This window comes from Nocardia sp. JCM 38205, assembly GCF_058222935.1.
This window is the reverse complement of the sequence record NZ_JBYHFL010000004.1, coordinates 535,139-560,986: the sequence shown is the minus strand read 5'-3', so window position 1 is coordinate 560,986 and position 25,848 is coordinate 535,139. Positions and strand designations below refer to the sequence as shown.

27 protein-coding genes are annotated in these 25,848 nt (G+C 68.6%); 14 read left to right on the top strand and 13 right to left on the bottom strand.

What is annotated here, in order from left to right:
- Nucleotides 1–155: 155 nt before the first annotated feature.
- Nucleotides 156–1,355, bottom strand: a complete 1,200-nt coding sequence (locus AC4HOU_RS18150; RefSeq protein WP_195019989.1) for an FAD-dependent monooxygenase — start codon at nt 1,353–1,355, stop codon at nt 156–158.
- A 109-nt stretch (nt 1,356–1,464) separates the two neighbouring features.
- Here AC4HOU_RS18150 and AC4HOU_RS18145 point away from each other — a divergent pair, with 109 nt between their 5' ends.
- Nucleotides 1,465–2,247, top strand: a complete 783-nt coding sequence (locus AC4HOU_RS18145) for a TetR/AcrR family transcriptional regulator (RefSeq protein ID WP_195019988.1) — start codon at nt 1,465–1,467, stop codon at nt 2,245–2,247.
- 12 nt (nt 2,248–2,259) lie between these two features.
- Here AC4HOU_RS18145 and AC4HOU_RS18140 read toward each other — a convergent pair whose 3' ends face one another.
- Nucleotides 2,260–2,697, bottom strand: coding sequence for a DUF6841 family protein (locus tag AC4HOU_RS18140; RefSeq protein ID WP_194992014.1), 438 nt, complete (start codon nt 2,695–2,697; stop codon nt 2,260–2,262).
- A gap of 80 nt (nt 2,698–2,777) precedes the next feature.
- On the opposite strand from AC4HOU_RS18140, the gene AC4HOU_RS18135 reads away from it, so the two are divergent.
- Nucleotides 2,778–3,197, top strand: a complete 420-nt coding sequence (locus AC4HOU_RS18135; RefSeq protein ID WP_194992013.1) for a limonene-1,2-epoxide hydrolase family protein — start codon at nt 2,778–2,780, stop codon at nt 3,195–3,197.
- A 104-nt stretch (nt 3,198–3,301) separates the two neighbouring features.
- Here AC4HOU_RS18135 and AC4HOU_RS18130 read toward each other — a convergent pair whose 3' ends face one another.
- Nucleotides 3,302–4,585 (bottom strand): GAF domain-containing protein, encoded by a 1,284-nt coding sequence (locus AC4HOU_RS18130; protein WP_194992017.1) that lies wholly within the window; start codon nt 4,583–4,585, stop codon nt 3,302–3,304.
- 156 nt (nt 4,586–4,741) lie between these two features.
- Between AC4HOU_RS18130 and AC4HOU_RS18125 the strand changes: the two genes are divergently transcribed.
- The 4 genes from AC4HOU_RS18125 to AC4HOU_RS18110 all read left to right on the top strand — a co-directional run bounded on the left by AC4HOU_RS18125 (nt 4,742) and on the right by AC4HOU_RS18110 (nt 9,914).
- Entirely contained in the window at nt 4,742–6,559 is a 1,818-nt protein-coding gene (locus tag AC4HOU_RS18125) for an NAD(P)/FAD-dependent oxidoreductase (RefSeq protein ID WP_195019987.1), read from the top strand.
- 80 nt (nt 6,560–6,639) lie between these two features.
- Nucleotides 6,640–7,863 (top strand): helix-turn-helix domain-containing protein, encoded by a 1,224-nt coding sequence (locus AC4HOU_RS18120; protein ID WP_195019986.1) that lies wholly within the window; start codon nt 6,640–6,642, stop codon nt 7,861–7,863.
- 132 nt (nt 7,864–7,995) lie between these two features.
- Entirely contained in the window at nt 7,996–9,513 is a 1,518-nt protein-coding gene (adh, locus tag AC4HOU_RS18115) for an aldehyde dehydrogenase (RefSeq protein ID WP_163815116.1), read from the top strand.
- The gene (locus AC4HOU_RS18110) at nt 9,513–9,914 is read left to right on the top strand and encodes a DUF779 domain-containing protein (RefSeq protein ID WP_163815119.1); all 402 of its coding nucleotides are present in this window, start codon (nt 9,513–9,515) and stop codon (nt 9,912–9,914) included. The genes adh and AC4HOU_RS18110 overlap by 1 nt, the downstream gene beginning before the upstream one ends.
- A 102-nt stretch (nt 9,915–10,016) precedes the next feature.
- Here AC4HOU_RS18110 and AC4HOU_RS18105 read toward each other — a convergent pair whose 3' ends face one another.
- Complete coding sequence (locus AC4HOU_RS18105) at nt 10,017–10,439, bottom strand: tautomerase family protein (protein WP_163815121.1); 423 nt, start codon at nt 10,437–10,439, stop codon at nt 10,017–10,019.
- 26 nt (nt 10,440–10,465) lie between these two features.
- The gene (locus AC4HOU_RS18100) at nt 10,466–11,167 is read right to left on the bottom strand and encodes an SDR family oxidoreductase (protein WP_195019984.1); all 702 of its coding nucleotides are present in this window, start codon (nt 11,165–11,167) and stop codon (nt 10,466–10,468) included.
- Between the two features lie 168 nt (nt 11,168–11,335).
- On the opposite strand from AC4HOU_RS18100, the gene AC4HOU_RS18095 reads away from it, so the two are divergent.
- The 4 genes from AC4HOU_RS18095 (at nt 11,336) to AC4HOU_RS18080 (ending at nt 14,142) form a co-directional block, all read left to right on the top strand.
- Nucleotides 11,336–11,917 (top strand): TetR family transcriptional regulator, encoded by a 582-nt coding sequence (locus AC4HOU_RS18095; RefSeq protein WP_163815125.1) that lies wholly within the window; start codon nt 11,336–11,338, stop codon nt 11,915–11,917.
- A 148-nt stretch (nt 11,918–12,065) separates the two neighbouring features.
- On the top strand, nt 12,066–12,563 hold the full coding sequence (locus AC4HOU_RS18090; protein ID WP_490724807.1) for a pyridoxamine 5'-phosphate oxidase family protein: 498 nt from the start codon (nt 12,066–12,068) through the stop codon (nt 12,561–12,563).
- A gap of 29 nt (nt 12,564–12,592) precedes the next feature.
- Entirely contained in the window at nt 12,593–13,000 is a 408-nt protein-coding gene (locus AC4HOU_RS18085; RefSeq protein ID WP_163815136.1) for a YciI family protein, read from the top strand.
- Entirely contained in the window at nt 12,997–14,142 is a 1,146-nt protein-coding gene (locus AC4HOU_RS18080; protein ID WP_163815138.1) for an RNA polymerase sigma factor, read from the top strand. Before AC4HOU_RS18085 ends, AC4HOU_RS18080 begins: the two co-directional genes overlap by 4 nt.
- A 232-nt stretch (nt 14,143–14,374) precedes the next feature.
- Here the strand turns inward: AC4HOU_RS18080 and AC4HOU_RS18075 are convergent, their stop codons facing one another.
- Nucleotides 14,375–14,647, bottom strand: coding sequence for a hypothetical protein (locus AC4HOU_RS18075; protein ID WP_163815140.1), 273 nt, complete (start codon nt 14,645–14,647; stop codon nt 14,375–14,377).
- Nucleotides 14,648–15,054: 407 nt separating this feature from the next.
- On the opposite strand from AC4HOU_RS18075, the gene phoH2 reads away from it, so the two are divergent.
- Together phoH2 and AC4HOU_RS18065 are read left to right on the top strand one after the other, a co-directional pair.
- Nucleotides 15,055–16,404, top strand: coding sequence for an RNA 5'-3' helicase PhoH2 (gene phoH2, locus AC4HOU_RS18070; RefSeq protein WP_195019982.1), 1,350 nt, complete (start codon nt 15,055–15,057; stop codon nt 16,402–16,404).
- 150 nt (nt 16,405–16,554) lie between these two features.
- Entirely contained in the window at nt 16,555–17,967 is a 1,413-nt protein-coding gene (locus tag AC4HOU_RS18065) for a class II fumarate hydratase (RefSeq protein WP_163815144.1), read from the top strand.
- A 213-nt stretch (nt 17,968–18,180) separates the two neighbouring features.
- Here AC4HOU_RS18065 and AC4HOU_RS18060 read toward each other — a convergent pair whose 3' ends face one another.
- The 3 genes from AC4HOU_RS18060 to glpX form a co-directional block, all read right to left on the bottom strand.
- Nucleotides 18,181–19,038 (bottom strand): acyl-ACP desaturase, encoded by an 858-nt coding sequence (locus AC4HOU_RS18060; protein WP_195019981.1) that lies wholly within the window; start codon nt 19,036–19,038, stop codon nt 18,181–18,183.
- 137 nt (nt 19,039–19,175) lie between these two features.
- The gene (locus tag AC4HOU_RS18055; RefSeq protein WP_280498794.1) at nt 19,176–19,832 is read right to left on the bottom strand and encodes an LGFP repeat-containing protein; all 657 of its coding nucleotides are present in this window, start codon (nt 19,830–19,832) and stop codon (nt 19,176–19,178) included.
- A 250-nt stretch (nt 19,833–20,082) separates the two neighbouring features.
- Nucleotides 20,083–21,126, bottom strand: a complete 1,044-nt coding sequence (gene glpX, locus AC4HOU_RS18050) for a class II fructose-bisphosphatase (protein WP_163815148.1) — start codon at nt 21,124–21,126, stop codon at nt 20,083–20,085.
- A 128-nt stretch (nt 21,127–21,254) separates the two neighbouring features.
- On the opposite strand from glpX, the gene AC4HOU_RS18045 reads away from it, so the two are divergent.
- Nucleotides 21,255–21,827: a DUF4245 domain-containing protein gene (locus AC4HOU_RS18045; RefSeq protein ID WP_175585964.1), complete on the top strand. Its 573-nt coding sequence runs from the start codon at nt 21,255–21,257 to the stop codon at nt 21,825–21,827.
- 54 nt (nt 21,828–21,881) lie between these two features.
- Here the strand turns inward: AC4HOU_RS18045 and AC4HOU_RS18040 are convergent, their stop codons facing one another.
- The 4 genes from AC4HOU_RS18040 to AC4HOU_RS18025 are packed head-to-tail and all read right to left on the bottom strand — an operon-like array spanning nt 21,882 to nt 24,618.
- The gene (locus AC4HOU_RS18040) at nt 21,882–22,235 is read right to left on the bottom strand and encodes a VOC family protein (protein ID WP_163815150.1); all 354 of its coding nucleotides are present in this window, start codon (nt 22,233–22,235) and stop codon (nt 21,882–21,884) included.
- A complete protein-coding gene (locus AC4HOU_RS18035) occupies nt 22,232–22,486 on the bottom strand; it encodes an exodeoxyribonuclease VII small subunit (RefSeq protein WP_138457264.1) in 255 nt (84 codons plus the stop codon). Before AC4HOU_RS18035 ends, AC4HOU_RS18040 begins: the two co-directional genes overlap by 4 nt.
- A 60-nt stretch (nt 22,487–22,546) precedes the next feature.
- Nucleotides 22,547–23,899, bottom strand: coding sequence for an exodeoxyribonuclease VII large subunit (gene xseA / locus AC4HOU_RS18030; RefSeq protein ID WP_490724806.1), 1,353 nt, complete (start codon nt 23,897–23,899; stop codon nt 22,547–22,549).
- Nucleotides 23,896–24,618: a lipid droplet-associated protein gene (locus AC4HOU_RS18025; RefSeq protein WP_490724805.1), complete on the bottom strand. Its 723-nt coding sequence runs from the start codon at nt 24,616–24,618 to the stop codon at nt 23,896–23,898. Before AC4HOU_RS18025 ends, xseA begins: the two co-directional genes overlap by 4 nt.
- Before the next feature lie 112 nt (nt 24,619–24,730).
- Here AC4HOU_RS18025 and AC4HOU_RS18020 point away from each other — a divergent pair, with 112 nt between their 5' ends.
- Nucleotides 24,731–25,744, top strand: coding sequence for a 4-hydroxy-3-methylbut-2-enyl diphosphate reductase (locus tag AC4HOU_RS18020; protein WP_163815156.1), 1,014 nt, complete (start codon nt 24,731–24,733; stop codon nt 25,742–25,744).
- The last annotated feature ends 104 nt before the right edge of the window (nt 25,745–25,848 follow it).

Genomic DNA, 25,848 nt, shown 5'->3' with positions numbered 1-25,848 from the left:
TTTTCCGGACGCCGCGCCCGCGATCGGCACCTGCCGAATCGTGGGCGCGGCGCCGTTTCCGGGCGGCGATGTGCCCACGGGGTCCTGCGCCCGCGCGGACCATCGGGTGCTCATCCCGCTCGTGGCCCGGTCGCGTCCGATCGACCGCATCCGCACTACCGCTCGGCCGAATCCGCACCGGCGGCGACCAGGGCCGGGTAATCGCGCAGTTCGATATCGTTGGCGCCCTTGTCGCCGAGCTTCACCATCAGCCCGAACAGCGGCGAGTTCAGGAACCAGTCGCGCGCCCGGGTGCCGAAGGCGGTCTTGGGGGCCAGGAAGCGGCCAGGATTGCTGGAACCCGCGATCTTGTTGTAGCGCCGCATGATCTCGTCGTAGCGCGGGAAGGCCGCGGTGTGATCGCCGCCGGCGACGGCGAGTTCGCCCGCGAGCACATAGGCGCCGACGACGGCGAGCCCGGTCCCGAACCCCGCGAGGGTGTTGCCGTAGCCGGCGTCACCGACCAGCGCGACCCGCCCGCGCACACACGAGGTCATCTCGACCACGCTCAGCGAATCCAGGTAGACGTTCGCCGCCTCGTCCAGTTCGGCGAGCATCCGCGGCACCTCCCAGCCGACGCCGGCGAAGGCCTGCTTCAGGATCCGGCGCTGCGCCTGCTCGTCGTCGCGAGCGTAATCGAGTTCGGGGGAGGCGAACATGTACATCTGCTCGGCCTTCGGTCCGCCGCTGACGGCGAGTTTGCCCGGCGCGTTATGGGCGTAGGCGACCTCGCGGCGCGGCTCGCCGGTGCGCCGGGACCCGATGCCCGAATTGGCGAGGGCGTAGTAGTAGCCGCGGTGACGGACGTAGTCGCGTTCGGGTCCGAAGGTGAGCGCACGGACCCGTGAGTGCACACCGTCGGCCCCGAAGACCAGATCGAAGGTGCGGGCCGGTGCGTGTTCGAACTCCACCCGCACACCGTCGGCGGTCTCGGTGAGTGCGCTGATCGAATCGCCGAAGAGGTAGGTGCACCGCTGACTGGTGCGCTCGTACATGAGCGCGGCCAGATCGCCGCGCAGAATCTCGAGGTCACCGCCGGTGAAATCGCCGGAGATGACCGAGCGGCGCTTGCCCGCCGCGTCCACCAGCACCATGTCGGCGCCGCCGGTGCGGCGTGCACGCACGGCGTCGAGCAGGCCCATGCGCTCGAGCACCGTCAGATGGGTGGCGCCCTTGAAATCGACGGCCTGGCCGCCGGGGCGCAGCTCGGCAGCGCGTTCGACCACGGTGACGTAGAAACCGTAGCGATCCAGCCAGTAGGCGAGGGCCGGCCCGGCGATGCTCGCGCCGGAGATGAGGACGGTCTTGTTACGCATGATGGCTCCTTCAACGAATAGCGTCCATCGGAAACTGTTTCCTGCGGACGCGGATGAGCGTATGGTAGACACAGTTTCTGGTCAACTCCTTTCCGGAAAGGACATCGCGATGCCGGCTCCGACCGTGGTCGAACTGCTCTGGGGCACCGGGCGGCAGGCCAAGCGCGGCCCGAAACCGTCGCTGTCGCTGGAGGCCATCGTCGGCGCGGCCATCGAACTGGCCGACGCCGAAGGGATGGCGGGGGTCTCCATGCAGCGGGTCGCCGAACGGCTCGGCTACACGAAGATGTCGCTGTACCGCTATGTGCCGGGCAAGGCCGAACTGGCGGCGTTGATGCTCGAGCAGGCCCTCGGCGCACCCCCGGATATCGCTACGGCCCAGGCGCTTTCCGAGGAGGCGCCGTGGCGGGCCGGGCTACGCCGCTGGACCGAGGAGATCTTCCGGCGTTACCGGGCGCACCCGTGGTCGCTGGAGTTGTCCGCCGGGATCCGGCCGATGGGGCCGAACGAACTCGGCTGGCTCGAGGCCGCCCTGTCGGTGATGGCGGGAATCGGCCTGACCGGCCCGGAGCGGCTGGACACCGTCGTCGTGCTCAACGGTCATGTGCGCAGCCTCGCCCTGCAGAACGGTGACACCGCCGCCGACGGGATGGAGGAGCAGTTGATGCGGCAGATGGCGGAGGTGATGGAGGCGGCGGGAGACCGATATCCCGAGGTCGCCGCGGCCATGGGTGAGCAAGCGGGCGGCGCGTCGGCGCGCGACGACGCCTTGAACTTCGGCATCGACCGCATCCTCGACGGACTGCAAGCGCTCATCGACCGCCGAGCGGATCGGGTTTCCGGCCACGCGAGTCGGCCGAGCCGCCGTCCGGATCGAACGCGGCCTTCGTGACGAGCCTGCCCCTCACGTCCCGGGCAGCTGAATGCCCTTCTCCGCGGCCAGCTTGGTCAGCTTTTCCATCTCGTCGATCGCCACCGCGACATAAGCGTGCGGGCCGTCGTCGTCGCGGCGCAGCAGGTATTCGTAGTCGCCGTCGGTGAGCAGCTCGTCGGCGTCGTCGTAGAAATGCCAGCGCACGTGCACACGGGCGATGCTCGCCGTCAGATCGACGTGGTCGAGCAGCGTGTGGCCGACGCGCGCCAGGCCGAGCTGCTGGTAGAAGGGATAGGCCTGGGACAGCGCCTGTGCCAGCTCCGCGCGCGAATGCAGCGCGCCGACGAAGCCGTCGCTGACGATGGTGGCGGGCATGCCCCACAACGAGGCCGACCGTTCGGCATCGTAGGCCGACAGCGCGGCCTGATACTCATCCAGAAACGACTCGATCTCATCCCGAGTGGTCATAGCCCCAACGTATCGCCGGTGGGCCGAATCCGGAGGCGGAATGGGCCGCCTCCGGCGCGGGCACCGCCTACCCTCGATCCATGAGCGAAATCGAGCTGGAGCAGGACTCGATCACCACGGTGCGCGAATTCTTCGCCGCGCTGGAAATCGGCGCGGTGAGCGAGGCGCTGGAACTGCTGCATCCCGACATCGTCTGGAAGAACACCTCGCTACCGGACGTGCGTGGCGAACGCCGGGTGGCGCAGGTGCTGCGGGGGCTGAGCCGGGATCAGTTCGGTTTCGCCGCCATCATGCACCACATCGCCGCCGACGGCCCTATCGTGCTCACCGACCGCACCGACATCTTGCGCTTCGGTCCGGTGCGGATCTCCTTCTGGGTGGCGGGTACCTTCGAACTGCGCGACGGGCGAATCATCCTGTGGCACGACCACTTCAGCTGGGAGAACTTCCTGCGCGGAGTGGTCGCGGGGGTGTTCAAGGCCGTGTTCTCGCGCGGTTGAGACAGGGCACCGGGCGGGGTGTGGCGCCGGCGAAATCACCTCGTAGCGCCGCTGCCGAGGGCGAGGAAGCCGGTGCCCGGCGAGCGGTCGGCTTCGACAGCCTGTCAGCCGAGGCCGGTTCCCGCCGCGGCCAGCGCCCGAACGCCCGGGCTGGTGGAGCGCCGGACGAAGGCGCACTCGGCCAGCCGGTCGACGTCACCGAGGGTCAGGGTGAGCGTCACCGACGGCTCGAGCCGGTAAGGCCTGCTCTCGATGATCGAGCCGAGCACCCGCCGCAGCCGCGACAGTTCCGCCCGCACGGCCACCGCATGATCGGGATCGCCGTAGAGGGCGTGACTCAGATCGGCGACCGACATCCCGCGCCGCCCACGCAGATGCAGCAGCAGCAGGATCTCCGCATGCCGCACCGATAATGAACTGCGCCAATCGGATTCGCCGCCCACCGCGCTGACGACCGGCGTACCGGACAGGTCGAGGTTCATCCGGATCCCGGCATGCGCACCCGCCCCGAGCGGCCGCACCAGCCAACCGCCGCGCAACGGCTCCGCCGAGCAGACGCCGAGCCCCGGGACCTGCACCGCGCGTTCGGCATTCGGGATGGCGATGCGCTGCGGGGTGGCGATGCCGGTGGCGTGGGCCACCCAGCCGTGCTCGTCCACCAGCAGGGCGGGACCGTTCAGCGTGGACAGTGTGGGCATCGCGGTGCTGCGCAACCGTTCCAGCCGATCCTGCTGCAGCCGCGCGATCCGGCCCTCCGCCAGCCGTGCGCCCGCGCCGACCAGTGCGGTGAGCGCGGGATGCAGGGTCAGCGCGGGCCCGCTGACGTCGACCACACCCAGCAGTTCGCCGGTGCGCGGATCATGAATCGGCGCCGCTGTGCAGTACCACGGGTGCTGGGACTGCTCGAAATGCTCACCCGAGAACAGTTGCACCGGACTGGCTTCGGCGAGTGCGGTGCCGATGGCATTGGTGCCGACCACCGATTCGGTCCAGGTGGCGCCCTCCTGGAAACCCAGGCCATCGGCACGGTTGCGGACCCGCGGTGAGCCGGCGCGCCACAACACCACGCCGTCGGCATCGGTGACCACCATGATCAGCTGCGACGCATCCGCGACCCCGGCGATCACCTGCATCAACTCGCTGATCACGCCCGCCAGCGGCGACATCCGGCGGCGTCGCTCGACCTCGTCGAGCCCGAGCACGGTGCGGGCGTTGGGTTGGTCGGGTACCAGCCCCGCGGCCAGGACGCGCGACCACGAGCGCGCCACCAGGGTGCGCGGCCGCAACGGCGAACGTCCGCCGCTGATCACCGCGTCGTGCATGCGCACCAGGTCGCGGGCGTACCGGGGCAGGTCCGTCCCCGGTTCGATCGCGCCGAATTCGCCCACGACATCCATCCTGATCTGCTCGGTGCGCGCGGCCGGGCGAGGCTCGCGCGCCTCGCCGCGTGCGCACACCGATGTTGCAACGCCTTGCAACGATTGTGACACCGGATCCGGTGACGTGTGCTGTAGCTCACAGATCCGCTGGAGAAGGAGAATCCGATGACCCGGACACTGGAGCCGACGCCCGATACGCAGACACCGCAGCAGCGGGTGGATGCCTGGCTGCGGGACTTCGAGAGGGCGCTGGCGGACCGCGATGTGGAGGCCGCGGCCGCGATGTTCGCCCTCGACGGTTTCTGGCGCGACCTGGTGGCCTTCACCTGGAACATCAAGACCCTCGAAGGCCGCGAGGATATCGCCGACATGCTGCGCGCGCGGCTGAACGGCACCGATCCGGGCAACTTCCACACCACCGAAGAGCCCACCGAGGACGGTGGGGTGATCACGGCGTGGATCGGCTTCGAGACCGCCGCCGGCCGCGCGGTCGGGCACCTGCGGCTCAAGGATGAAGGCGCGTGGACGCTGCTCACCAGCCTGCGCGAACTCAAAGGGCACGAGGAGAGCAAGGGCCCGCGCCGGCCGCGTGGTGTGGTGCACGGCGCCGACCCGGACCGGGTGACCTGGTCCGAGCGCCGCGCTGAGGAGGAACGGGAACTCGGGCGCAGCCGTCAGCCCTATGTGCTGGTGGTCGGCGGCGGGCAGGGCGGGATCGCGCTGGGCGCGCGGTTACGTCAGCTCGGGGTGCCCGCGCTGGTCGTCGACAAGCACGAACGTCCCGGCGACCAGTGGCGCAAACGGTACAAGTCGCTGTGCCTGCACGATCCGGTCTGGTACGACCACCTGCCGTATCTGCCGTTCCCGGACAACTGGCCGGTGTTCACCCCCAAGGACAAGATCGGCGACTGGCTCGAGATGTACACCCGGGTGATGGAGGTGCCGTACTGGTCGAAGACCACCTGCACCTCGGCCACCTACGACGAGATCGCGGGTGAATGGGAAGTCGACGTCCTGCGCGACGGCGAGGCCATCGAACTGCGGCCGACCCAGTTGGTGCTCGCCACCGGCATGTCGGGTAAGCCGAATATCCCGAATTTCCCTGGGATGGACCGTTTCCGGGGCGAACAGCATCATTCGAGCAAGCATCCGGGCCCGGACGCCTACGCGGGCAAGCGCGCGGTGGTCATCGGCTCCAACAACTCCGCCCACGACATCTGCGCGGCGCTGTGGGAGGTGGGCGCCGAGGTGACGATGGTGCAGCGCAGCTCGACCCACATCGTGCGCTCGGATTCGCTGATGGAGCTCGGCCTCGGCGATCTGTACTCCGAACGCGCCCTCGCGGCGGGCATGACCACCGACAAGGCCGATCTGACCTTCGCCTCGCTGCCGTACCGGATCATGCCGCAGTTCCAGATCCCGGTGTACCAGGCCATCCGGGAGCGCGACGCCGAGTTCTACGACCGGCTCGAGCGCGCCGGTTTCCAACTCGACTGGGGCGACGACGGTTCGGGCCTGTTCATGAAGTATCTGCGCCGCGGCTCCGGGTACTACATCGACGTCGGCGCCTCGGAACTGATCGCCGACGGCAAGATCGCACTGGCCCATGGCGAGGTCCGCGAGCTCACCGAGGACGCCGTCGTCCTCGAGGACGGCACCGAACTGCCCGCCGATCTGGTCGTCTACGCCACCGGCTACGGCTCGATGAACGGCTGGGCCGCCGATCTGATCGGCCAGGACGTCGCCGACAAGGTGGGCAAATGCTGGGGCTATGGTTCCGGCACCACCAAGGACCCGGGCCCGTGGGAAGGCGAGCTGCGCAATATGTGGAAGCCGACCAGGCAGGAGGGGCTGTGGTTCCACGGCGGCAACCTGCACCAATCCCGGCACTACTCGCTGTATCTGGCGCTGCAACTCAAAGCGCGCTACGAGGGCATCCCGACACCGGTCTACGGGATGGGCCCGGTGCACCATCTGAGCTGATTTTCCGTCGACTGCCGCACCGATCCCCGGATCGGTGCGGCATGATGGAAGTAGTCGAAGATGTGACCAGGAAGACATAGATGGCGGCACACAGCACGCTCGCCGAGCAGCGAGCCGCGCTGGAAAAGGAATGGTCCCGCTGGGTTCCCGGCAGGTCGCATCCCGTGCTGCCCCGAGTCGCCGGATCCGGCCTGCGCAGCGAGGTCGCGCAATCCTGGATGCGTTCGGTGCGCACCGTCGACCCGGCCACCGCGAGCGCACCCGCCGTGGATTCCGCCGACGTCGGTGCCCGCTGGGCCGAGTCCCCGCTACGCGAACCGGTCACCCAGCTCGCCGACCAGCTGCACAATGTCGCCCACGACGCCGGCTATGTCGCCGCGGTCACCGACGAGAGCGGCACCATCCTGTGGTCCTTCGGCGGGCCGGTGATGCGCCGCCGCGCCGAACAGGTCAATTTCGCGCCCGGTGGCCGCTGGGACGAAGAACATATGGGCACCAACGCACTGTCGCTTGCCATGCAGACCGGCAAACCCAGCACCGTGTTCTCCGCCGAACATCTGGTCGCGGCCCTGCACGGCTGGGTGTGTTACTGCGCGCCGATCCACGCCCCCGACGGGCGCAGGCTCGGCGTGCTCGATCTCTCCTCGACGTGGGACCGTTCGCATCCGCTGGCCATGTCGACGGTGCAGTCGCTGGTCACCGCGGTGGAGGCGCGGCTGCACGCGGCGGCCGCCACCCGCCCGGGCGTCCGGCTGACCTGCCTCGGCGGCTCCCGCCTGGTGCGCGACGGGCACCCGGTGCGGTTGCGGCCGCGCCAACTTGAGATCCTCACGCTGCTCGCGCTCGAACCCGACGGGTTCACCCCGGAACGATTGCACTACGCCATCTACGGCGACCGGCCCGCCACCTCGAGCACGCTCAAGGCCGATGTCTCACACCTGCGCCGGGCCACCGGCGGTGAGATCGCCAACCGCGTCTACCAGCTCACCACCCCGCTGTCCTGCGACGCCGTGGATCTGCTCGGCGCACTCGAAGCCGGTGACACGGCCACCGCGGTGCGGATGTATCGCGGGCCGCTGCTGCCCGGTTCGCAGACGCCGGGGATCGTGGAGTGGCGCGATCACCTCGAGGTCGCGGTGCGCACGGCGGTGCTGTCCGACGACGAGCCCGACCACGCGCTGCGCTACGGCGAGCGGGCGCCCGACGATATCGAGATCCACGAACACGCACTGCGATTGCTGCCGCCCAACGACGGGCGCCGGGCCGTCGCCGCGGCCCGGCTGCACACCGCCCTCCGTTCCTGATCCACCCGGATGACCTGCGGGTTCGTCGTGTCACCTCGGTAGTCAACCTTCTGCCAACCCAAGATCGCGATAGTGGTCTGCGTCACGAACGGTTGCTCGTGCTATCCGCCGACTCGATGAGGAGCATGCGACATGACCTACGCGAAACCAGGTGCCGAGGGCAGCATCGTCAGCTACGCCGCCCGCTACGACAATTTCATCGGCGGCGACTGGACGGCTCCGGTCGAGGGGCAGTACTTCGAGAATCCGTCACCGGTGGACGGGCAGACCTTTACCGAGGTAGCGCGCTCGACCGCCGCCGACGTCGAACTGGCCCTCGATGCCGCGCACACCGCCGCCGACGGCTGGGGCGCCACCTCCGTCGCCGAGCGCGCCAATATCCTCAACAAGATCGCCGATCGGATCGAGGAGAATCTCGAAGCCCTCGCGGTCGCCGAGACCTGGGAGAACGGCAAACCGGTCCGCGAAACCAAGGCCGCCGACCTGCCGCTGGCCATCGACCACTTCCGCTACTTCGCCGGCGCCATCCGCGCCCAGGAGGGCGGGATCAGCGAAATCGACGGCGACACCATCGCCTACCACTTCCACGAACCGCTGGGCGTGGTCGGTCAGATCATCCCGTGGAACTTCCCGATCCTGATGGCCACCTGGAAGCTGGCGCCCGCGCTGGCGGCGGGTAACGCGGTGGTGCTCAAGCCCGCCGAGCAGACCCCGGCCTCGATCCTGAAGGTGGTCGAGCTGATCGCGGATCTGCTGCCGCCGGGAGTTCTCAACGTGGTCAACGGTTTCGGTGTGGAAACCGGCAAGCCGCTGGCGTCGAGCCCGCGGGTGGCCAAGGTGGCGTTCACCGGTGAGACCACCACCGGACGGCTCATCATGCAGTACGCCAGCGAGAACATCATTCCGGTGACGCTGGAGCTCGGCGGCAAGAGCCCCAACATCTTCCTGCCCGACATCATGGCCGCCGACGACGAGTTCCTGGACAAGGCCGTCGAGGGTTTCGTGATGTTCGCGCTGAACCAGGGCGAGGTGTGCACCTGTCCCTCGCGTGCGCTGATCCACTCCTCGATCTATGACGAGTTCATGGCGCGGTGCGTGGAACGCACCAAGGCCATCGTCAGCGGCAACCCGCTCGACGACGCCACCATGATCGGCGCGCAGGCCAGCAACGACCAGTACGAGAAGATCCTGTCCTACATCGACATCGGCCGTCAGGAAGGCGCCGAGGTGCTCACCGGCGGCGGGCCGCGCAAGGTCGAGGAGTTCCCCGGCGGCTACTACATCGAGCCGACGGTGTTCAAGGGCAGCAACGATATGCGGATCTTCCAGGAGGAGATCTTCGGCCCGGTCGTCTCGGTGACCACCTTCGACTCCACCGATGAGGCGTTGAAGCTGGCCAACGACACCCTCTACGGTCTCGGCGCGGGCGTGTGGACCCGGGATATGAACACCGCCTACCGGCTCGGTCGCGGAATCAAGGCGGGACGGGTGTGGACCAACTGCTACCACGCCTACCCGGCGCACGCGGCGTTCGGCGGATACAAGAAGTCCGGCATCGGGCGCGAGAACCACTCGATGATGCTCGATCACTACCAGCAGACCAAGAACCTGCTGGTCAGCTACGCGCCGAATAAGCTCGGATTCTTCTGATGGCCGAGGACGTGACCCGCGTCGAGATCACCGAACAGGCCGAGCAGCTGCTCGAGGGTCTGATCCGGCGGCACGGCGCGGTCATGTTCCACCAGTCCGGCGGATGCTGCGACGGCAGCTCGCCGATGTGTTACCCGCGCGGGGAGTTCCGTGTGGGTGCCTCGGATGTGCTGCTCGGGACGGTCGCCGCGGATACGCCGTTCTGGATGAGCGCCGATCAGTACGAGTACTGGAAGCACACCCACCTCACCGTGGATGTGGTTCCCGGCCGTGGCAGCGGATTCTCGTTGGAAGCGCCCGAAGGCGTGCGCTTCCTCATCCGCTCCCGGCTGCTCACCGATGACGAGTTCACCCGGCTCGAGGCCGCGCCTGCGCCCCGCACCGGCGCCGAACTCGAATAGCCCTGCGCGGCAGTGGGGTTCGCCCGCCCGCCCGCGCATCGGAAAGATCTGCCCACCGGCTGTGCCGCGCCGGTGGGCAGATCTGCTTTCTGTCGCAGCCGTTCAGTACGGGATCGGCGCGTTTGCCTGCGCCCACGCCTTCTCGGCATCGCTGCCTGCCTGCGGTGGGAACTGGCCGGCGATCTTCCACAGATCGCGCGGGGATTCGTAGGTGTGGAATTCCCAGTGCAAGCCGCGGTCGCGGGTGTAGGGGACCATGATCGAATCGAGTCTGTCGGTGGAGCGGCGACGCATATCGGGATCGTCCAGATGACGGGCGAGGTGTTCCACCACGATCCGGACGGTGTCGGCCGCCGGTTTACCGCCGACATAGAAGTCCGGTTCGGCGGTTTCCTTGAACAGCACGACCACGTAGAACGCCGGCAGGCCGAAGCTGGTGTACAGGTCGGTGATGTCCCGGGCGAAATCCTGTTTGTCCTTGTCGGAGTAGGTGTTCGCGGGGTGATAGATGTGCCACAGCGGCATGGCTGGTCCTTTCGGGTTCGGCGGTCTCAGCGGCCGATGGCCACGGCGAGATCTTCGACGGGGCCGGACAGCGCTGCCTTCATCCGGCGCGAGACCTCATCGACGAGCACTTCGATCTCACCTTTCTCGACGCCGTCGAAAACCGCCGCCGCCACTGCGGCGGGGGCGATCTTGTCGACCGGGAGTTGGGCGACCATCTCGGTATCGGCGAAGCCCAGATGCACCCCGACGACCTGGGTGCGCTGTGCGGCGAGCTCGAGCCGCAGGGAATTGGTCATCGACCAGAACGCGGCCTTCGAGGCGCCATAGGCCGCGGCACCGGAGCCCCAGGACAGCACCGAATGGATATCGACCAGCGCGCCACCACCGTGGGCCGCCAGAATCGGCGCGAAGGCCTGCGCGACCCGGAGTGGGCCGAACACATTCGTATCGAAAGTGGCCTGCACGTCGGTTATTTCGGCTGTCAGCAGGGGTGCGGGGAGTAGCGCGCCCGCATTGTTGACGACGATGTCGACATCTCCCGCAGCGAGCGCCGCAGCGGTGACGGAATCGGGATCGGTCACATCCAGCGCGAGCGGTACCACGCGCGGATCGTCGCTCGGAGCCGGTGTCCGGGCCGTCGCGTAGACCTTCGCGGCCCCGCGCCGCAGCAGTTCGTCCACGAACGCGCGCCCGAGTCCGCGCTGTCCGCCGGTCACCAGCGCGACCGAGCCTTCGATTCTGGTCATCTTCGCCTCTTTCGAGTCATCCCCGCCGATCCGGACGTCCCTGGTCGGCTCGGGGAGGGAGCGTCACCACTCGACCGATTTAGATTATGATCATCATCTATACGGATGCGCAAGACTGTCCTGACCGACCGCGCCCTCCGTGCGCGCCGAACGATGGAAGGAGCCGATGTGCCGCGAGCATCCCGCGAACAGGCGCAAGCGCACCGCAGGCAGGTCCTCGACGCGGCCGCCGCGCAGGTCCGCGAACATGGGGCGGCCGCGATGACCGTCCCCGAGCTGATGGCCGCCGCCGGACTGACCCACGGCGGTTTCTACCGGCACTTCCGGTCCAAGGAAGACCTGGTCACGCAGGCCTGCACGGCTGCGTACGCGGAGAAGATCGACGAAATGGACCGTATCCGCGCCGCGAGCGCGGACGGCGCGGCGGCCCGGCGCACCTTCATCCAGCGCTATCTGTCCACCGCCCACCGCGACACCCCCGCCAACGGGTGCGGCATCGCGGCGACCGCGGCCGACGTCGCCAGAGCGCCCGCCGACAGTCCGCTGCGCCAGGCCTACCTCGACGGCATCCAGAACATGATCGGCAAACTCGCCGAGTTCGACGACCGCTCGACCACCGACCCGGACCTGCTGGTCGAACTGTCGACCATGGCCGGAGCGCTGATGCTCGCGCGCGCCACCGGCGACGCCGAGCTCTCCCGCCGGATCCTCGAAGCCGCCCGCGATCACCTGGTCGGCGACCCCGAGTAGCGGCCGGTGCGGCGCCGTTTTCGGCCCGGTCGAAAAAATTCTCCGAAATTCTTCGCCGGGGATGTCGAGAATGTAGGGCGGGCTCCGTCCCAGGGGTACGAGCAGCCGATAACGGCTCGCTCGACGGCACCGACACAGGAGCGCATCGATGGAACAGCACCAGATCACCGACATTCTCGAACGCCCGCTCAGCCGGGAGCTGCTCGCTCGCGATCTGACCAGGCTGGCCTATGTGGCACTCGACGGCACCCCGCGCAATATCCCGATCGGGTTCACCTGGAACGGCGCGCAGGTCGTGCTGTGCACCACCACGAACGCTCCGAAACTGCCCGCCCTGCGGCGCAACCCGCAGGTGGCGCTGACCATCGACACCGAGGTGCATCCGCCCAAGCTGCTGCTGATCCGGGGCCGGGCCGAGCTGGACGAGGTCGAGGGCATCCCGGAGGAGTATCTGCAGATGAACGGCAGCTACCAGATGACTCCGGAGCAGCGGACGGTGTGGGAAGCCGAGGTGCGTTCGCTCTACGAGCGGATGGTCCGCATCGTCATCACCCCGACGTGGGTGAAGCTCATCGACTTCGAGACCACCCTGCCCTCGCCGGTCGAGGAGTTGATCCGGCAACGCGACGAACGTCAGCGCGCCTGACCCCAGACCGACATCCCGAGGAGAAGACAATGGCCAAGTACCTGCTGCTCAAGCACTACCGCGGCGCCCCGGCGCCCACCAACGACGTGCCGATGGACCAGTGGACCCCGGACGAAGTCACCGCCCACATTCAGTACATGGAAGATTTCGCCGCCCGGCTCCGATCCACCGGCGAATACGTCGACAGTCAGGCGCTCGCACCCCAGGGCACCTTCGTCCGCTCCGACGGCGAGGGTCGCCCGCCGGTCACCGACGGTCCCTTCGCCGAGACCAAGGACCTGATCGCCGGCTGGATGATGATCGACGTCGACACCTACGAGCGCGCTCTCGAGCTTGCGGCGGAACTGTCGGCGGCGCCCGGCGCCGGCGGCAAACCGATCCAGGAATGGCTCGAGCTGCGGCCGTTGTTCGCCGCGGCGCCCACCGTCACCGAGTGAACGAGTCACTGCTGCGGGAGCTGGTGCCCGCGGTGATCGGCGTCCTCGTCCGGCGCGGAGCGGATTTCGGCTCGGCCGAGGACGCCGTGCAGGAGGCGTTGATCCGCGCGCTGGAGAGCTGGCCGCAGGACCCACCGCGCGATCCGAAGGGCTGGCTGGTCGCCGCGGCGTGGCGCAAGTTCCTCGACGCCGCCCGCGCCGAATCCGCGCGGCGGGGAAGAGAACTCGCGGTCGAGTCGGAGCCGCCGCGCGGGCCGGTGCCCGATGCCGACGACTCGCTGTGGCTGTATTTCCTGTGCGCGCACCCGTCGTTGTCGCCGAGTTCGGCCGTCGCGTTGACGTTGCGCGCGGTCGGCGGCCTGACCACCAGGCAGATCGCGAACGCGTATCTGGTGCCCGAAGCGACCATGGCGCAACGGATCAGCCGCGCCAAACGGCGCATCGCCGAGCTGCCGTTGGACCGGCCGGGCGATCCGGCGACCGTGCTGCGGGTGCTGTACCTGGTCTTCAACGAGGGCTACAGCGGTGAACTGGACCTGGCGGCCGAAGCGATCCGCCTCACCCGTCAGCTGGCGGCCACGACCGACGACCCGGAAGTCGCCGGCCTGCTCGCGCTGATGCTGCTGCACCAGGCCCGCCGGGCCTCACGCACCGGGCCGGGCGGGCGGTTGATCCCGCTGGCCGAGCAGGACCGGACCCGTTGGGACACCGGCCTTATCGCCGAAGGCGTGGCGATCCTGCAGGCGGCGCTGGCCCGCGACCGGCTCGGTGAATACCAAGCGCAAGCCGCGATCGCCGCCCTGCACGCGGATGCCCCGAGCGCCGCCGAGACCGACTGGGTGCAGATCGTGGAGTGGTACGACGAGTTGCTGAAGCTCACCGGCAGCCCGGTGGTGCGGCTCAACCGCGCGGTCGCGGTCGGCGAGGCCGACGGAGCGCGCGCCGGTCTTGCGGAATTGCAGCAGGTGGATCCGGACCTGCCCCGCTACCGCGCGGTTCGCGCCTATCTGCTCGAGCGGGCCGGCGATCTCGAGCAGGCCGCCGAGCTGTACGCGGCAGCCGCCCTGGTGGCCTCCAGCGCGCCCGAGCGCGACCATCTGACCCGCGAGGCGGCGCGGGTGCGGCAGTCGCTGCGCTCGTAACCCCGCAGCGCTGGGCGGGTGTGTCCGCTCGACCGTCTCCGTGCCGACTTCGCTGGCGGCCGGTCCCCGGCGTCGTTGGCGGGGCGGGAAAGTTCGGTGGTCTTCCACACGGGCGGGTCGAGTGTTCAGTTATCGATGGCCCATCGTGTGGACGTCGACATCGAGTATCGACCGGGAGGGTTGGCGCCAGGTTGGGTGCGTCCCGGTGAGTGGTATGCGAGCCGCGCGCAGGTCAGGAATGCTTGGCGAGGTAATCGAGGTAGAACGGGCGCAGCGCCTCGGCCAGCTCGCCGTCGCCTGCGTGCACGTAGTCATCGATCAACGGCAGCACCCAGGTGATGTCTGCTTCGCTCTCGCCTGCCTTGCCCGCGGTGGCCTCGGCGGCGGGGATGCGGGTGAGCAGGTTCCACAAGAATTTGATGTCGCCGCGGCGCACGGCCAGCTTGACCGCGCGGTCGTGCAGTTCCTTGGACGACAGCTGCTGGAGATCGTCGGTACCGGCCATAACGCGACTCTAATCCGCCGGCGCGGGAGTGGGGACCCGCGTGTCGAATCCGGCGATCGAGCAACCAGCCCGCAGCCGGCCGCCGAGATCGTGCCGACGGCGGCGCCACCACCGGAAACGCAGTCCGACCAGCGGTGATAGCTGCCATCGGCGGTGCGTTAACGACGAATTCACCGACACGCCTGCCGTTCCCCGAGCGCGCAACCACCGACAGCCGGTAGCGTCGTGGATGCGAGTCGCGTCGTTGTGGCTCGCGCGGGAGGTCCTGACCGTGACTGAGCCATTCAGTACGAGGGGGCCGGCACCCGGCCCTCGTGGCATCTGACGCCAGCGTCGGATCCCTCAGGACGGACCGGTCCAGCGAGATTGTCTGATGCGGGTGCCGCGCAGACACAAAGGAGCCCACCGTGACTACAACACGCTCCGTTTCCGCCCCATCGGCGAACTCTCGCACCGTGAAGAAAGGCACCAAAACCTTTGTCGTCGACACCTCGGTTCTGCTATCGGATCCCTGGTCGGTCACCCGCTTCGGCGAGCATCACGTGGTGCTGCCGCTGGTGGTGATCAGCGAACTCGAAGGCAAACGGCACCACCACGAGCTCGGCTGGTTCGCCCGTGAGGCGCTGCGCATGCTCGACGATCTGCGGGTGCAGCACGGCAGGCTCGACGAGCCGCTGCCGATCGGCACCGAGGGCGGAACGCTGCAGGTGGAGCTGAACCACACCGATCCGACGGTGCTGCCGGTCGGGTTCCGCACCGACACCAACGATTCCCGCATCCTGGCCTGCGCGCTCAATCTCGCCGCTGACGGCCACACCGTGGTGCTGGTGTCCAAGGACATTCCGTTGCGGGTCAAGGCGAGTTCGGTGGGTCTGCAGGCCGATGAGTACCACGCGCAGGACGTGGTCACCTCGGGCTGGTCGGGCATGGTGGAACTCGATGTCACCACCGACCGGGTGGACGAGCTCTACAGCGAAGGCTCCATCGACCTCGACGAGGCGCGGGAACTGCCCTGCCACACCGGGATCCGGCTGCTCGGTTCCAGCTCCAGCGCACTCGGCCGGGTCACGCCGGACAAGCGGGTGCAGCTGGTGCGTGAGCGTGAGGCGTTCGGCTTGCACGGGCGCTCGGCCGAACAGCGCATCGCCCTGGACCTGCTGCTGGACGAGAGCGTCGGGATCGTCTCGCTCGGTGGGCGAGCGGGCACCGGCAAGTCGGCGCTGGCGCTGACGGCCGGACTGGAAGCGGTGCTGGAGCGGCGCACCCAGCGCAAGGTGGTGGTGTTCCGTCCGCTGTACGCGGTCGGCGGCCAGGATCTGGGCTATCTGCCCGGCACCGAGAGCGAGAAGATGGGGCCGTGGGCCCAGGCCGTCTTCGACACTCTCGACGGGCTGGCCAGCCGCGAGGTCATGGAGGAGGTGCTCAGCCGCGACATGCTGGAAGTGTTGCCGCTCACCCACATTCGTGGGCGCTCGCTGCACGATTCGTTCGTGATCGTCGACGAGGCGCAATCGCTGGAACGCAATGTGCTGCTGACGGTGCTGAGCCGGCTCGGCACCGGGTCGCGGGTGGTGCTCACCCACGACGTCGCCCAGCGCGACAATCTGCGCGTCGGCCGCCACGACGGCGTCGCCGCGGTGATCGAGAAGCTGAAGGGGCATCCGCTGTTCGCGCACGTCACGCTCACCCGCAGTGAGCGTTCGCCGATCGCGGCACTGGTGACGGAGATGCTGGAGGAATACGGGCCCAACGCCTGACGGAGATAGCGACAGACCCCCGGGCCCGCGTGGTCCGGGGGTCTGCCATTTCCGGCCGCGGCTATTCCCGTCCCCCGGGCGTCGAGCCCTGTGAGATAAGCGTCAGGCGTGGCGTCCCCACGTGCGGCGGGTGCGGCATATGGTCGGACTATGAGTGAGCGAAGCGACCAGACCGAGTACCGCATCGAACACGACACCATGGGTGAGGTCCGCGTTCCGGTGGACGCCCTGTGGCGGGCGCAGACCCAGCGGGCCGTGCAGAACTTCCCGATCAGCGGCCGCGGCCTGGAGCGCGCGCAGATCCGTGCGCTGGGGCTGCTCAAGGCCGCGTGCGCGAAGGTGAACCGGGACCTCGGCCTGCTCGAGGCCACCAAGGCCGACGCCATCATCGCCGCCGCCACCGAGATCGCCGAGGGCCGTCACGACGATCAGTTCCCGATCGACGTGTTCCAGACCGGCTCGGGCACCAGCTCCAATATGAACGCCAACGAGGTCATCGCCTCCATCGCCAAGGCGCGCGGGGTCGAGGTGCATCCCAACGACGACGTGAACATGTCGCAGTCGTCCAACGACACCTTCCCGACCGCAACCCATCTGGCCGCGACCGAGGCCGTCATCGCCGATCTGGTGCCCGCCCTGGACCACCTGCGGCTGGCGCTGCTCGACAAGTCCACCGCGTGGAAGACGGTGGTCAAATCGGGGCGCACCCATCTGATGGACGCCGTCCCGGTGACCCTCGGTCAGGAGTTCGGCGGCTACACCCGCCAGGTCGCGGCCGGTATCGACCGGATCATGGCGACGCTGCCCCGGCTGGGTGAGCTGCCCATCGGCGGTACCGCCGTCGGCACCGGGCTCAACGCACCGCAGGGATTCGGCGGGCTGGTCGTCGCGGAACTGGTGCGCAGCACCGGCATCGACGCGCTACGCGAAGCCGAGGACCACTTCGAGGCACAGGCCGCGCGGGACGGTCTGGTGGAGGCCTCGGGCGCGCTGCGCACCATCGCCGTCAGCTTGACCAAGATCGCCAACGATATCCGCTGGATGGGGTCGGGCCCGCTCACCGGCCTGGCCGAGCTGCAACTGCCCGACCTGCAGCCGGGCAGTTCGATCATGCCTGGCAAGGTGAATCCGGTACTGCCCGAAGCGGTGACCCAGGTCGCCGCGCAGGTGATCGGCAACGATGCCGCCGTCGCGTTCAGCGGGGCGAACGGGCACTTCGAGTTGAACGTCTACATCCCGGTGATGGCCCGCAATCTGCTCGAGTCGATTCGCTTGCTGGCCAACGTGTCCCGGCTGTTCGCCGATCGCTGTGTGAGCGGACTGGTCGCCAACGAGGAGCATCTGCGCACGCTGGCCGAATCCTCGCCGTCGATCGTCACGCCGTTGAATTCGGCGATCGGCTACGAGGAAGCGGCCGCGGTCGCCAAGGAAGCGCTGAAGGAGAAGAAGACGATCCGGCAGACGGTGATCGACCGCGGACTCATCGGCGACGAACTCACCGTGGAGGAACTGGATCGCCGCCTGGATGTGCTGGCGATGGCGAAGGTCGACGAGAAGAAGTAGCGCGAGCGGATCCGAAAACGGCCCGTTCGATGACATCGAACGGGCCGTTGCCGTCAATCGGCGGAGATCGTGATGACGTCGCTGACGAAGCTGAGAATTGCTGCTACCAGATCGAGGATCACTGCTCTCACCTTCTTCCGGTTGTGCGGATGTGCGTCGAACCGGTCAACGATATCCGGAATTACCGCTGATCAGCGGGCGAAACGCAGATCGTCAGCCGCGCAGGTGAGCGAGCTCGGCGCGGGCCGCCTCGCCGGCTTCGCCCAGATCGGTGCGGGTGAAGACATTCCAGCGCCGCAGCAGGGGAGCGAAGACCAGCTCGCCCTCCTTGGCCGGGTCGTAGATGCCCGCCTCGGCCAGCACCTCGTCGCTGCTGCGACCGTCGGGCAGGGTGACCGTGGGCACGTGGAAGGCGGCGATGCGATCGGCGACGGCGCGCATGGTCTGATCGGGCACCTGGCTGAAGGCGGCGTCGATCAGGTTGGCGAAGAACACCGACTGCAGTTCGTCATCGACGGCGATGCGCTCGCTGATGGCGGTGACGATCGGGTTCTCGTTCAACGCGGCGGTATTGCGGTGCCGCACCGCCGACGCGGCTTCCTCGAAGGCGCCGTTGGCCAGCACGTCCAGCAGATGCAGCGGCTCACGGCGGAAGCCCTTGGTCATGTGATCCATGCGCAGCCGCTCCAGCTCCACCGGATCGACGGCACGGGTGACCATCAGGTAGTTGCGGATCATGATCTCGTGCCGGTTCTCCTCGGCCGTCCACCGGCCGACCCAGCGCCACCACGCACCCGTGCGCAGGTACTTACCGATCTCCCGGTGGTAGGAGGGCAGATTGTCGGCGATGAGCACGCTGACGGTGAGCGCCAGCTTGGCCACCTCGCTGAGCTCGGACTGGTCCGGCTCCCAGTCGGTGCCGCCGAGGAAGCCGAAGTTGCGCCCGTCGTCCCACGGCACGTAATCGTGCGGCTGCCAGCCGTCGGCCGCCTCGATGTGGCGGCGAAGGTTCAGTTCCACCTCCACCGCGAGCGACTCGAGCAGTTCGCGATCGGTCAAGAGAGTTTGCACCGCACCAACCTAGCCGTTGTGTGGATCACGTGGGGCACTGTGGGGGTATCGCAGTGCGGCCGATCGACGCATTGGTCGAAAAACGTCCCGGCCGGGCGCGCCCGGACAACGCCTGCGCACCCGGCCGAGGTCGATGACTACTTCTCGGTGACGGTGGTCTCGCCGTTCATCCAGGTGATGGTGCCGCCGGTGAACTCGCTCTTCTTGCTGCCGTCGGGCAGGGTTTCCTCATCGGTGACGGGGTAGCCGAGTTTGCCGTTGGCGCCGCCGTTCTCCTCCCAGGTCTCCCGGATGTCACCCCACACGATGTGGGCGCCGGAATCCTGGCTCCAGTAGATGGTGCCGCCCTCGAAGTCCTGGTAACGGCCGCCGTTCGGGCCGGTCTCCTCGGGGTCTTCCGGCATGCCGAGCGGGCTGTTCTGGCCGCCGGATTCGAGGTACTTGGAGTAGATGACACCGGAGACGGTGACCTCGCCGTCCGGGGTGTTGAACTTCGTCTCGCCCGCCGCGCCCGGGGTCTCGGCGCCGGTGGCGGTGGCGGTGCCGCCGGGGGTTTCGCCCGCGGTGCCACCGGGAGTTCCGGTGGCGTCGTGTTCGCCGGGCGCATGGGTGGCGGTCGCGGTGCCCTCGCCCATCTGGGCGGTGACACTGCCGATCTTGCTGCCGATCTGGTCGCTGGTATCGGAGTCGTCGCCGCAACCGGCCACGAGCAGTCCCGAAGCGGCGATCGCCATGGTGAATCCGGCGGTACGTCGAGCGAAGTGGTGCATGTCCATCCTCTCGAGAGTGGCCACGCGGGCTCCCGCAACGCTGCGGTGAAGCCACACGCGAACCGGAGCCGACGCTCAGCAAGGGCTCGGCGAACGTGGCAACTGTTCGCTTGACCATTACTGAGCTGGTGTCCGCGTGAATATTACCCGGGAGAATGTGAACCAAACGACATGCTGAACAATTGCTGGGCAATGAGTTTCAGGCACGGCAGTGCCAGAACAATGCCGCGGCGCCGCCTTCGGGCGGCGTCGCGGCATCTGTTTCAGGGCGTCATCACGGCAGGGGCGGGTTGGCGTCGTCGTCGCCGTGGAAGTCGACCGAGGAGTACTCGCGCAGCTTCGTCAGGCGGTGGTAGGCGTCGATCATGCGGACGGTGCCGGACTTCGACCGCATGACGATCGACTGGGTGGAGGCGCCGCCGCCGTAGTAGCGCACGCCGCGCAGCAGATCGCCGTCGGTGACGCCGGTGGCGCAGAAGAAGACGTTCTCGCCGGAGACGAGGTCTTCGGTGCTGAGCACGCGGTCCAGATCGTGGCCCGCGTCGATGGCCTTCTGGCGCTCTTCGTCGTCCTTGGGGGCGAGCATGCCCTGCAGTTCGCCGCCCATACAACGCATGGCGGCGGCGGCGATGATGCCTTCGGGGGTGCCGCCGATGCCGACCAGGATGTCGGTGCCCGAATCGGGACGGGCAGCGGCGATGGCGCCGGCGACGTCACCGTCGGAGATGAGGCGGATGCGGGCGCCGGCATCGCGCACCTGCTGGATGAGCTCGGCGTGACGCGGGCGATCCAGGATGCACACGGTGAGATCGGAGACCGACGAGCTCTTGGCCTTGGCGACCTTGCGGATGTTGTCGGCGATGGGGGCGGTGATGTCGATCACGCCCGCGGCATCGGGGCCGACGGCGATCTTGTGCATGTAGAACACCGCCGACGGGTCGAACATCGCGCCGCGTTCGGCCACCGCGAGCACCGAGATGGCGCCGGGGGAGCCCTTCGACATCAGCGTGGTGCCGTCGATGGGGTCGACGGCGAAGTCGACCTCGGGGCCGTCGCCGTTGCCGACCAGCTCACCGTTGTAGAGCATGGGCGCTTCGTCCTTCTCGCCCTCGCCGATGACCACGGTGCCCTTCATCGACACCGAGCTGACCAGCTGGCGCATGGCATCGACGGCCGCGCCGTCGCCGCCTTCCTTGTCACCGCGGCCGACCCAGCGGCCCGCGGCCATGGCACCTGCCTCGGTGACCCGGACCAGTTCCAGTGCGAGGTTGCGGTCGGGCGCCTCGCGGCGGCTCGGGGCGGGCGAAGATGCCGTCATAGCGGTGTGCCTCCTTGGCTCGTACTTACGCGGACAATTGTCTCATTCCGCAGGCAGGCGTCCGTGCACACCTGGGCAGGGGCGGGGCCGTACCGGTGTGATCGGCGTCGCGAGTGGATACTGGGAACGTGCCGAACCAAAAGCCACGCATCATGAACGACTACCGGGATCTGGTCTGGTCGCTGATCCCGTTGGCGCTGATCGCCGTGGTTTTCGCCGGGCTGACCAGTCAATGCAGCTTCGCCGGCGACGGCCCGACGCAGGGCCAGATCCCCAGCTTCGACGCCAAGGCGGCCCTGCAGTCCGACGCCGACAACCTGACCTTCCCGATCCGTGAACCGGCCCTGCCGCAGGGCTGGACGCCGAATTCGGGCAGCCGCGACACCATCACCGAGGAGGGCGGCGGCACCGTCAGCACCATCGGCTACATCACGCCCGAGGGCACCTACATGGAGCTGAACCAGAGCAACGCCACCGAGGTCGCGCTCGCCCGGCACATCCTCGGCTCCCGGTACGCCAGCGGCACCCGGGATATCGGCGCCCAGAAATGGGTGGTCTACGACGAGCCCGGCGAGGAGTCGGCCTGGATCGCCGATTTCGGCCAGAGCAGGGTGCTGATCCGCGGGGCGGGTGACGACGCCGCGTTCACCACGTTGGCCGAAGCGGTCAGCACGGCGCAGCCGATGCCGAAGAAGCGGTAACCGGCCGCACCGAGCCACACGCGTCGGCCGAAGGGCAGCGCGCCCGCGCGGCGATCAGCTGTCCTCGCGATGCGTGACGACGTTGACGACGGTGCCGCTGGGATCGCGCACGAAGAACCGGCGCACACCCCACGGTTCGTCGCGCAGCGCGTAGACGATGTCCGCGCCCGCGGCGAGCAGCTGTGCGTGCACGGCGTCGACATCGTCCACCTCGACGCTCATATCCGGTTGTGGCCCTTCGGCTTCCGGGCCCACGAGCACGACCTGCGTGGTCGGATTCGACGGCGAGGCCATGATCACGGCCCAGCCGAGGTCCATCGCCTCGGTGAAGCCGAGTCCCCGGTAGAACGCCCGGCTCGCCGCCATGTCTGCGGTGCGGATATCGGGGGTGGCGCGGCGGATGCTCACTGCTGTTCGCCGTCCACTTCGGCCCGCGAGAGGGCGTCCTCGACGCGTTTGCGGGCACCGGCCAGGTGCTCTTCGCAGCGGTTGGCCAGCGCCTCGCCGCGCTCCCACAGGGCCAGGGATTCGTCGAGGTCCAGGCCGCCCTGTTCGAGCATCTTGACGACGTTGACCAGCTCGTCGCGGGCGCGTTCGTAGCCGAAGGTGGCGATCTCGGCCAGATCGTCGGTCGGCTGATCGGCGGCGGAGTCGGGCAAGGTCGGTCCTCTCGGTGGGTCGGTGGTTCGCGGTGGGCGGGGCCGGGTCCGGCGGTTCGGTCAGCGACCCGGTCCGGACTCGGTGTCCGCGCTGCGGCCGGACTCGGGCGGGACAGCCCTGGTGCCGAGCGCGGTGGTGCCGAGGGCGGCGGCCGAGATGGCGCCGTCGGCGACGCGGATGCGCAGCTGGGTGCCGGCCGGCGCGTCGTCGATGCTGTGCACCACATGCCGTTCGCGGCCGGTGACGCGCTGGACGACGGCGTAGCCGCGGGCCATGGTCGCGGCCGGGCCGACCGCGGTCAGCTTCTCGCGCAGGTGCCGGGTGGCGGTGGATTCGGTGCTGATGAGGTGTTCGGCGCAGCGCCGGGCGGAGGTGCGCAGCCGCTCCACCTCGTCGACCCGATGGCGCAGTTCGCGCAGCGGATCGGCCAGCACGGGCCGGGAACGCAGTTGATCGAGGGCGCGGGTTTCGCGGTCCACCCAGCCCCGAAGGGCGGCGGCCGAGCGGGCGCGCAGCTCACGCACCCCGGCCAGTTCGGCGGCGGCGTCGGGCACGATCCGTTTGGCGGCGTCGGTGGGGGTGGCGGCGCGCACGTCGGCGACGAGATCGCTGAGTGGGTTGTCCGGTTCGTGCCCGATCGCGCTGACGATCGGCGTGGTCGCGGCGACGATGGCCCGGCACAGCGCCTCGTCGGAGAACGGCAGCAGATCCTCCACGCTGCCGCCGCCACGGGCGAGCACGATCACCTCGACCGCGGGATCACGGTCCAGGTCGCTGAGCGCGGCCATGATCTGCGGCACCGCCGTCGGCCCCTGCACCGCGGTATTGCGGATCTCGAATCGCACGGCGGGCCACCGGGTGCGCGCGACGGTCAGCACATCGTGTTCGGCGGCGCTGGCGCGGCCGGTGATGAGCCCGACGGTGCTGGGCAGGAACGGAATCGGGCGTTTCAGCCGCGGATCGAACAGGCCCTCGGCGGCCAGCAGCGCCTTCAACCGTTCGATCCTGGCCAGCAGTTCACCCACCCCGACCGCGCGGATCTCGGTGACCCGCAACGACAGCGTGCCGCGGCCGGTGAAGAAGGAGAGCTTGCCGTACACCACCACCCGGCTGCCCTCGTGCAGCGGCAGCGGGGAGTTACGGATCAGTGCCGGATCGCAGGTCACCGACAACGACATGTCGGCCGACGGATCGCGCAGCACCAGGAAGGCGGTCCGGGTACCCGGCCGCAGCGAGATCTGGGTGATCTGGCCCTCCACCCAGACGCTGCCGAGCCGCTCGATCCACTGCGCGACCTTGATCGAGACCGAACGCACCGGCCACGGGTTGTCGGCGGAATTGGCGGGCGCGGCGCGTTCGGGCCGGCCGGTGGCGTCCCGGCCGGCCGTCGTCGGCGAGGAGGGTTCGGTCACTGGGCCCGCACGGTGGCGATCCGGTTCGTCAGCATGGTGACGAACGGCGCCCGGGCGCGGGTGCGCTGCTCGTAGTCGAGCAGGGCGGTCAGATCGTCGATGGTCAGCATGCGCAGCCGGGCCCGCAGCTGGGCCAGCGTCATGGTGTCGTAGTCGTAGCGGGTGGCGACCTCCGGTGCGACGACCTCGGCCTGCTCGGCCTCCGGCTGGGTGCTCTCCGCGACCGCCGTGGTCTCACCGGTGGCTTCGGCCTCGCCGGCGGGCGCTTCGGCCTCGCGCGGTTCCTCGGCTTCGCGCTGCACCCCGGTGGCCGACTCGCGCAGCGGGCTGACCGTGGCCGCATGTCCGTTGCGTCCGGCCTTCGCACCCGCCAGCGTCTCGGTGATGAGGAACTCGGCCAGCTCGGCATCGCTGCCGAAGCTGTCGAAACTGCTGGTCCTGGCCCGGCCGAAGGCGGTGCCGGAGGGCTGGGCCTCATCCTCGTCGAAGGTGGCCCAGGCGGGCTGCTCGACGGCGCGGTTGGACAGGCGATCGAAGACGGCGTCGCCCTTGAGCGCCAGACTGGTGACGAACTGCTGGACGTGCATGGTGGTCTGCAGCAGCTGACTGATCGCGGTGATCGGGAAATTCACCGCCGCCGTCGGCAGCCGTCGAGTCTCCTCGATGGCGTAGACGGCGGCACCAGCGGCTACGCGGGCCAGAAACGGTGGTCGGAACATGGTCCTAGCCTGCCCGAAATGGCGGGATGTGCAAAAGGGGGCCGGGTGTTCGCGTGTTATCTCGCTCGCATCCGAGCGGGTGATCGCCATAGCGCGCACGTATCCTGTGGGCATGTCCTCGGCAATACCGTTGAATGTCGGAATCGCCCGCTCTGTCCGCTCCGACGGCGTGGGAGGTGCCGACGGCGACAAGCGCGTGCTGCTGGCCGAGCCCCGCGGTTACTGCGCCGGTGTGGATCGCGCGGTGGAAACCGTGGAAAAGGCGCTCGACAAGCATGGCGCCCCCATTTACGTCCGCAAGGAGATCGTGCACAACCGGCACGTGGTGGAGACCCTGCGCGAGCGCGGGGTCATCTTCGTGGACGAGACCGACGAAGTGCCCGAAGGCGCGCTGCTGGTGTTCTCCGCGCACGGCGTCTCCCCGGCGGTGCACAGCTCCGCCGCCGCCCGCAATCTGCGCACCATCGACGCCACCTGCCCGCTGGTCACCAAGGTGCATCAGGAAGCCAAGCGCTTCGCCCGCGACGACTACGACATCCTGCTGATCGGTCACGAAGGCCACGAAGAGGTCGAGGGCACCGCCGGTGAGGCGCCCGACCACGTGCAGCTGGTCGACGGGCCCGACGCGGTCGACAAGGTCAGCGTGCGCGACGAGTCCAAGGTGATCTGGCTGTCGCAGACCACGCTGAGCGTCGACGAGACCATGGAGACGGTGTCGCGGCTGCGTGAGCGTTTCCCCGGCTTGCAGGATCCGCCAAGCGACGACATCTGCTACGCCACCCAGAACCGTCAGGTGGCGGTCAAGGCGATGGCCCCGGAATGCGATCTGGTGATCGTGGTCGGCTCCCGCAATTCGTCGAACTCGGTGCGGCTGGTCGAGGTCGCGCTCGGCGCCGGCGCCAAGGCCGCCTACCTGGTGGATTACGCGCGTGAGGTGGATCCGGCCTGGCTGGAGGGTGTGCGGACGATCGGCATCACCTCCGGCGCCTCGGTGCCCGAGATCCTGGTGCGCGGGGTGCTCGACATGCTGGAAGAGCACGGCTTCGCCGATGTGCAGCCGGTGACCACGGCCAACGAGACGCTGGTGTTCGCCCTGCCGCGGGAGTTGCGCGAGTCGCGTCGCTGAATCAGGGCGAGAGCGTCGCTGTCAGCCGTGCAAGTTGACACTTACCCGGGGTAAGTGAGGAAGCTCTTTCGGTGGGAGGAGCTCCACCCGTGGCGGGGTGGTCG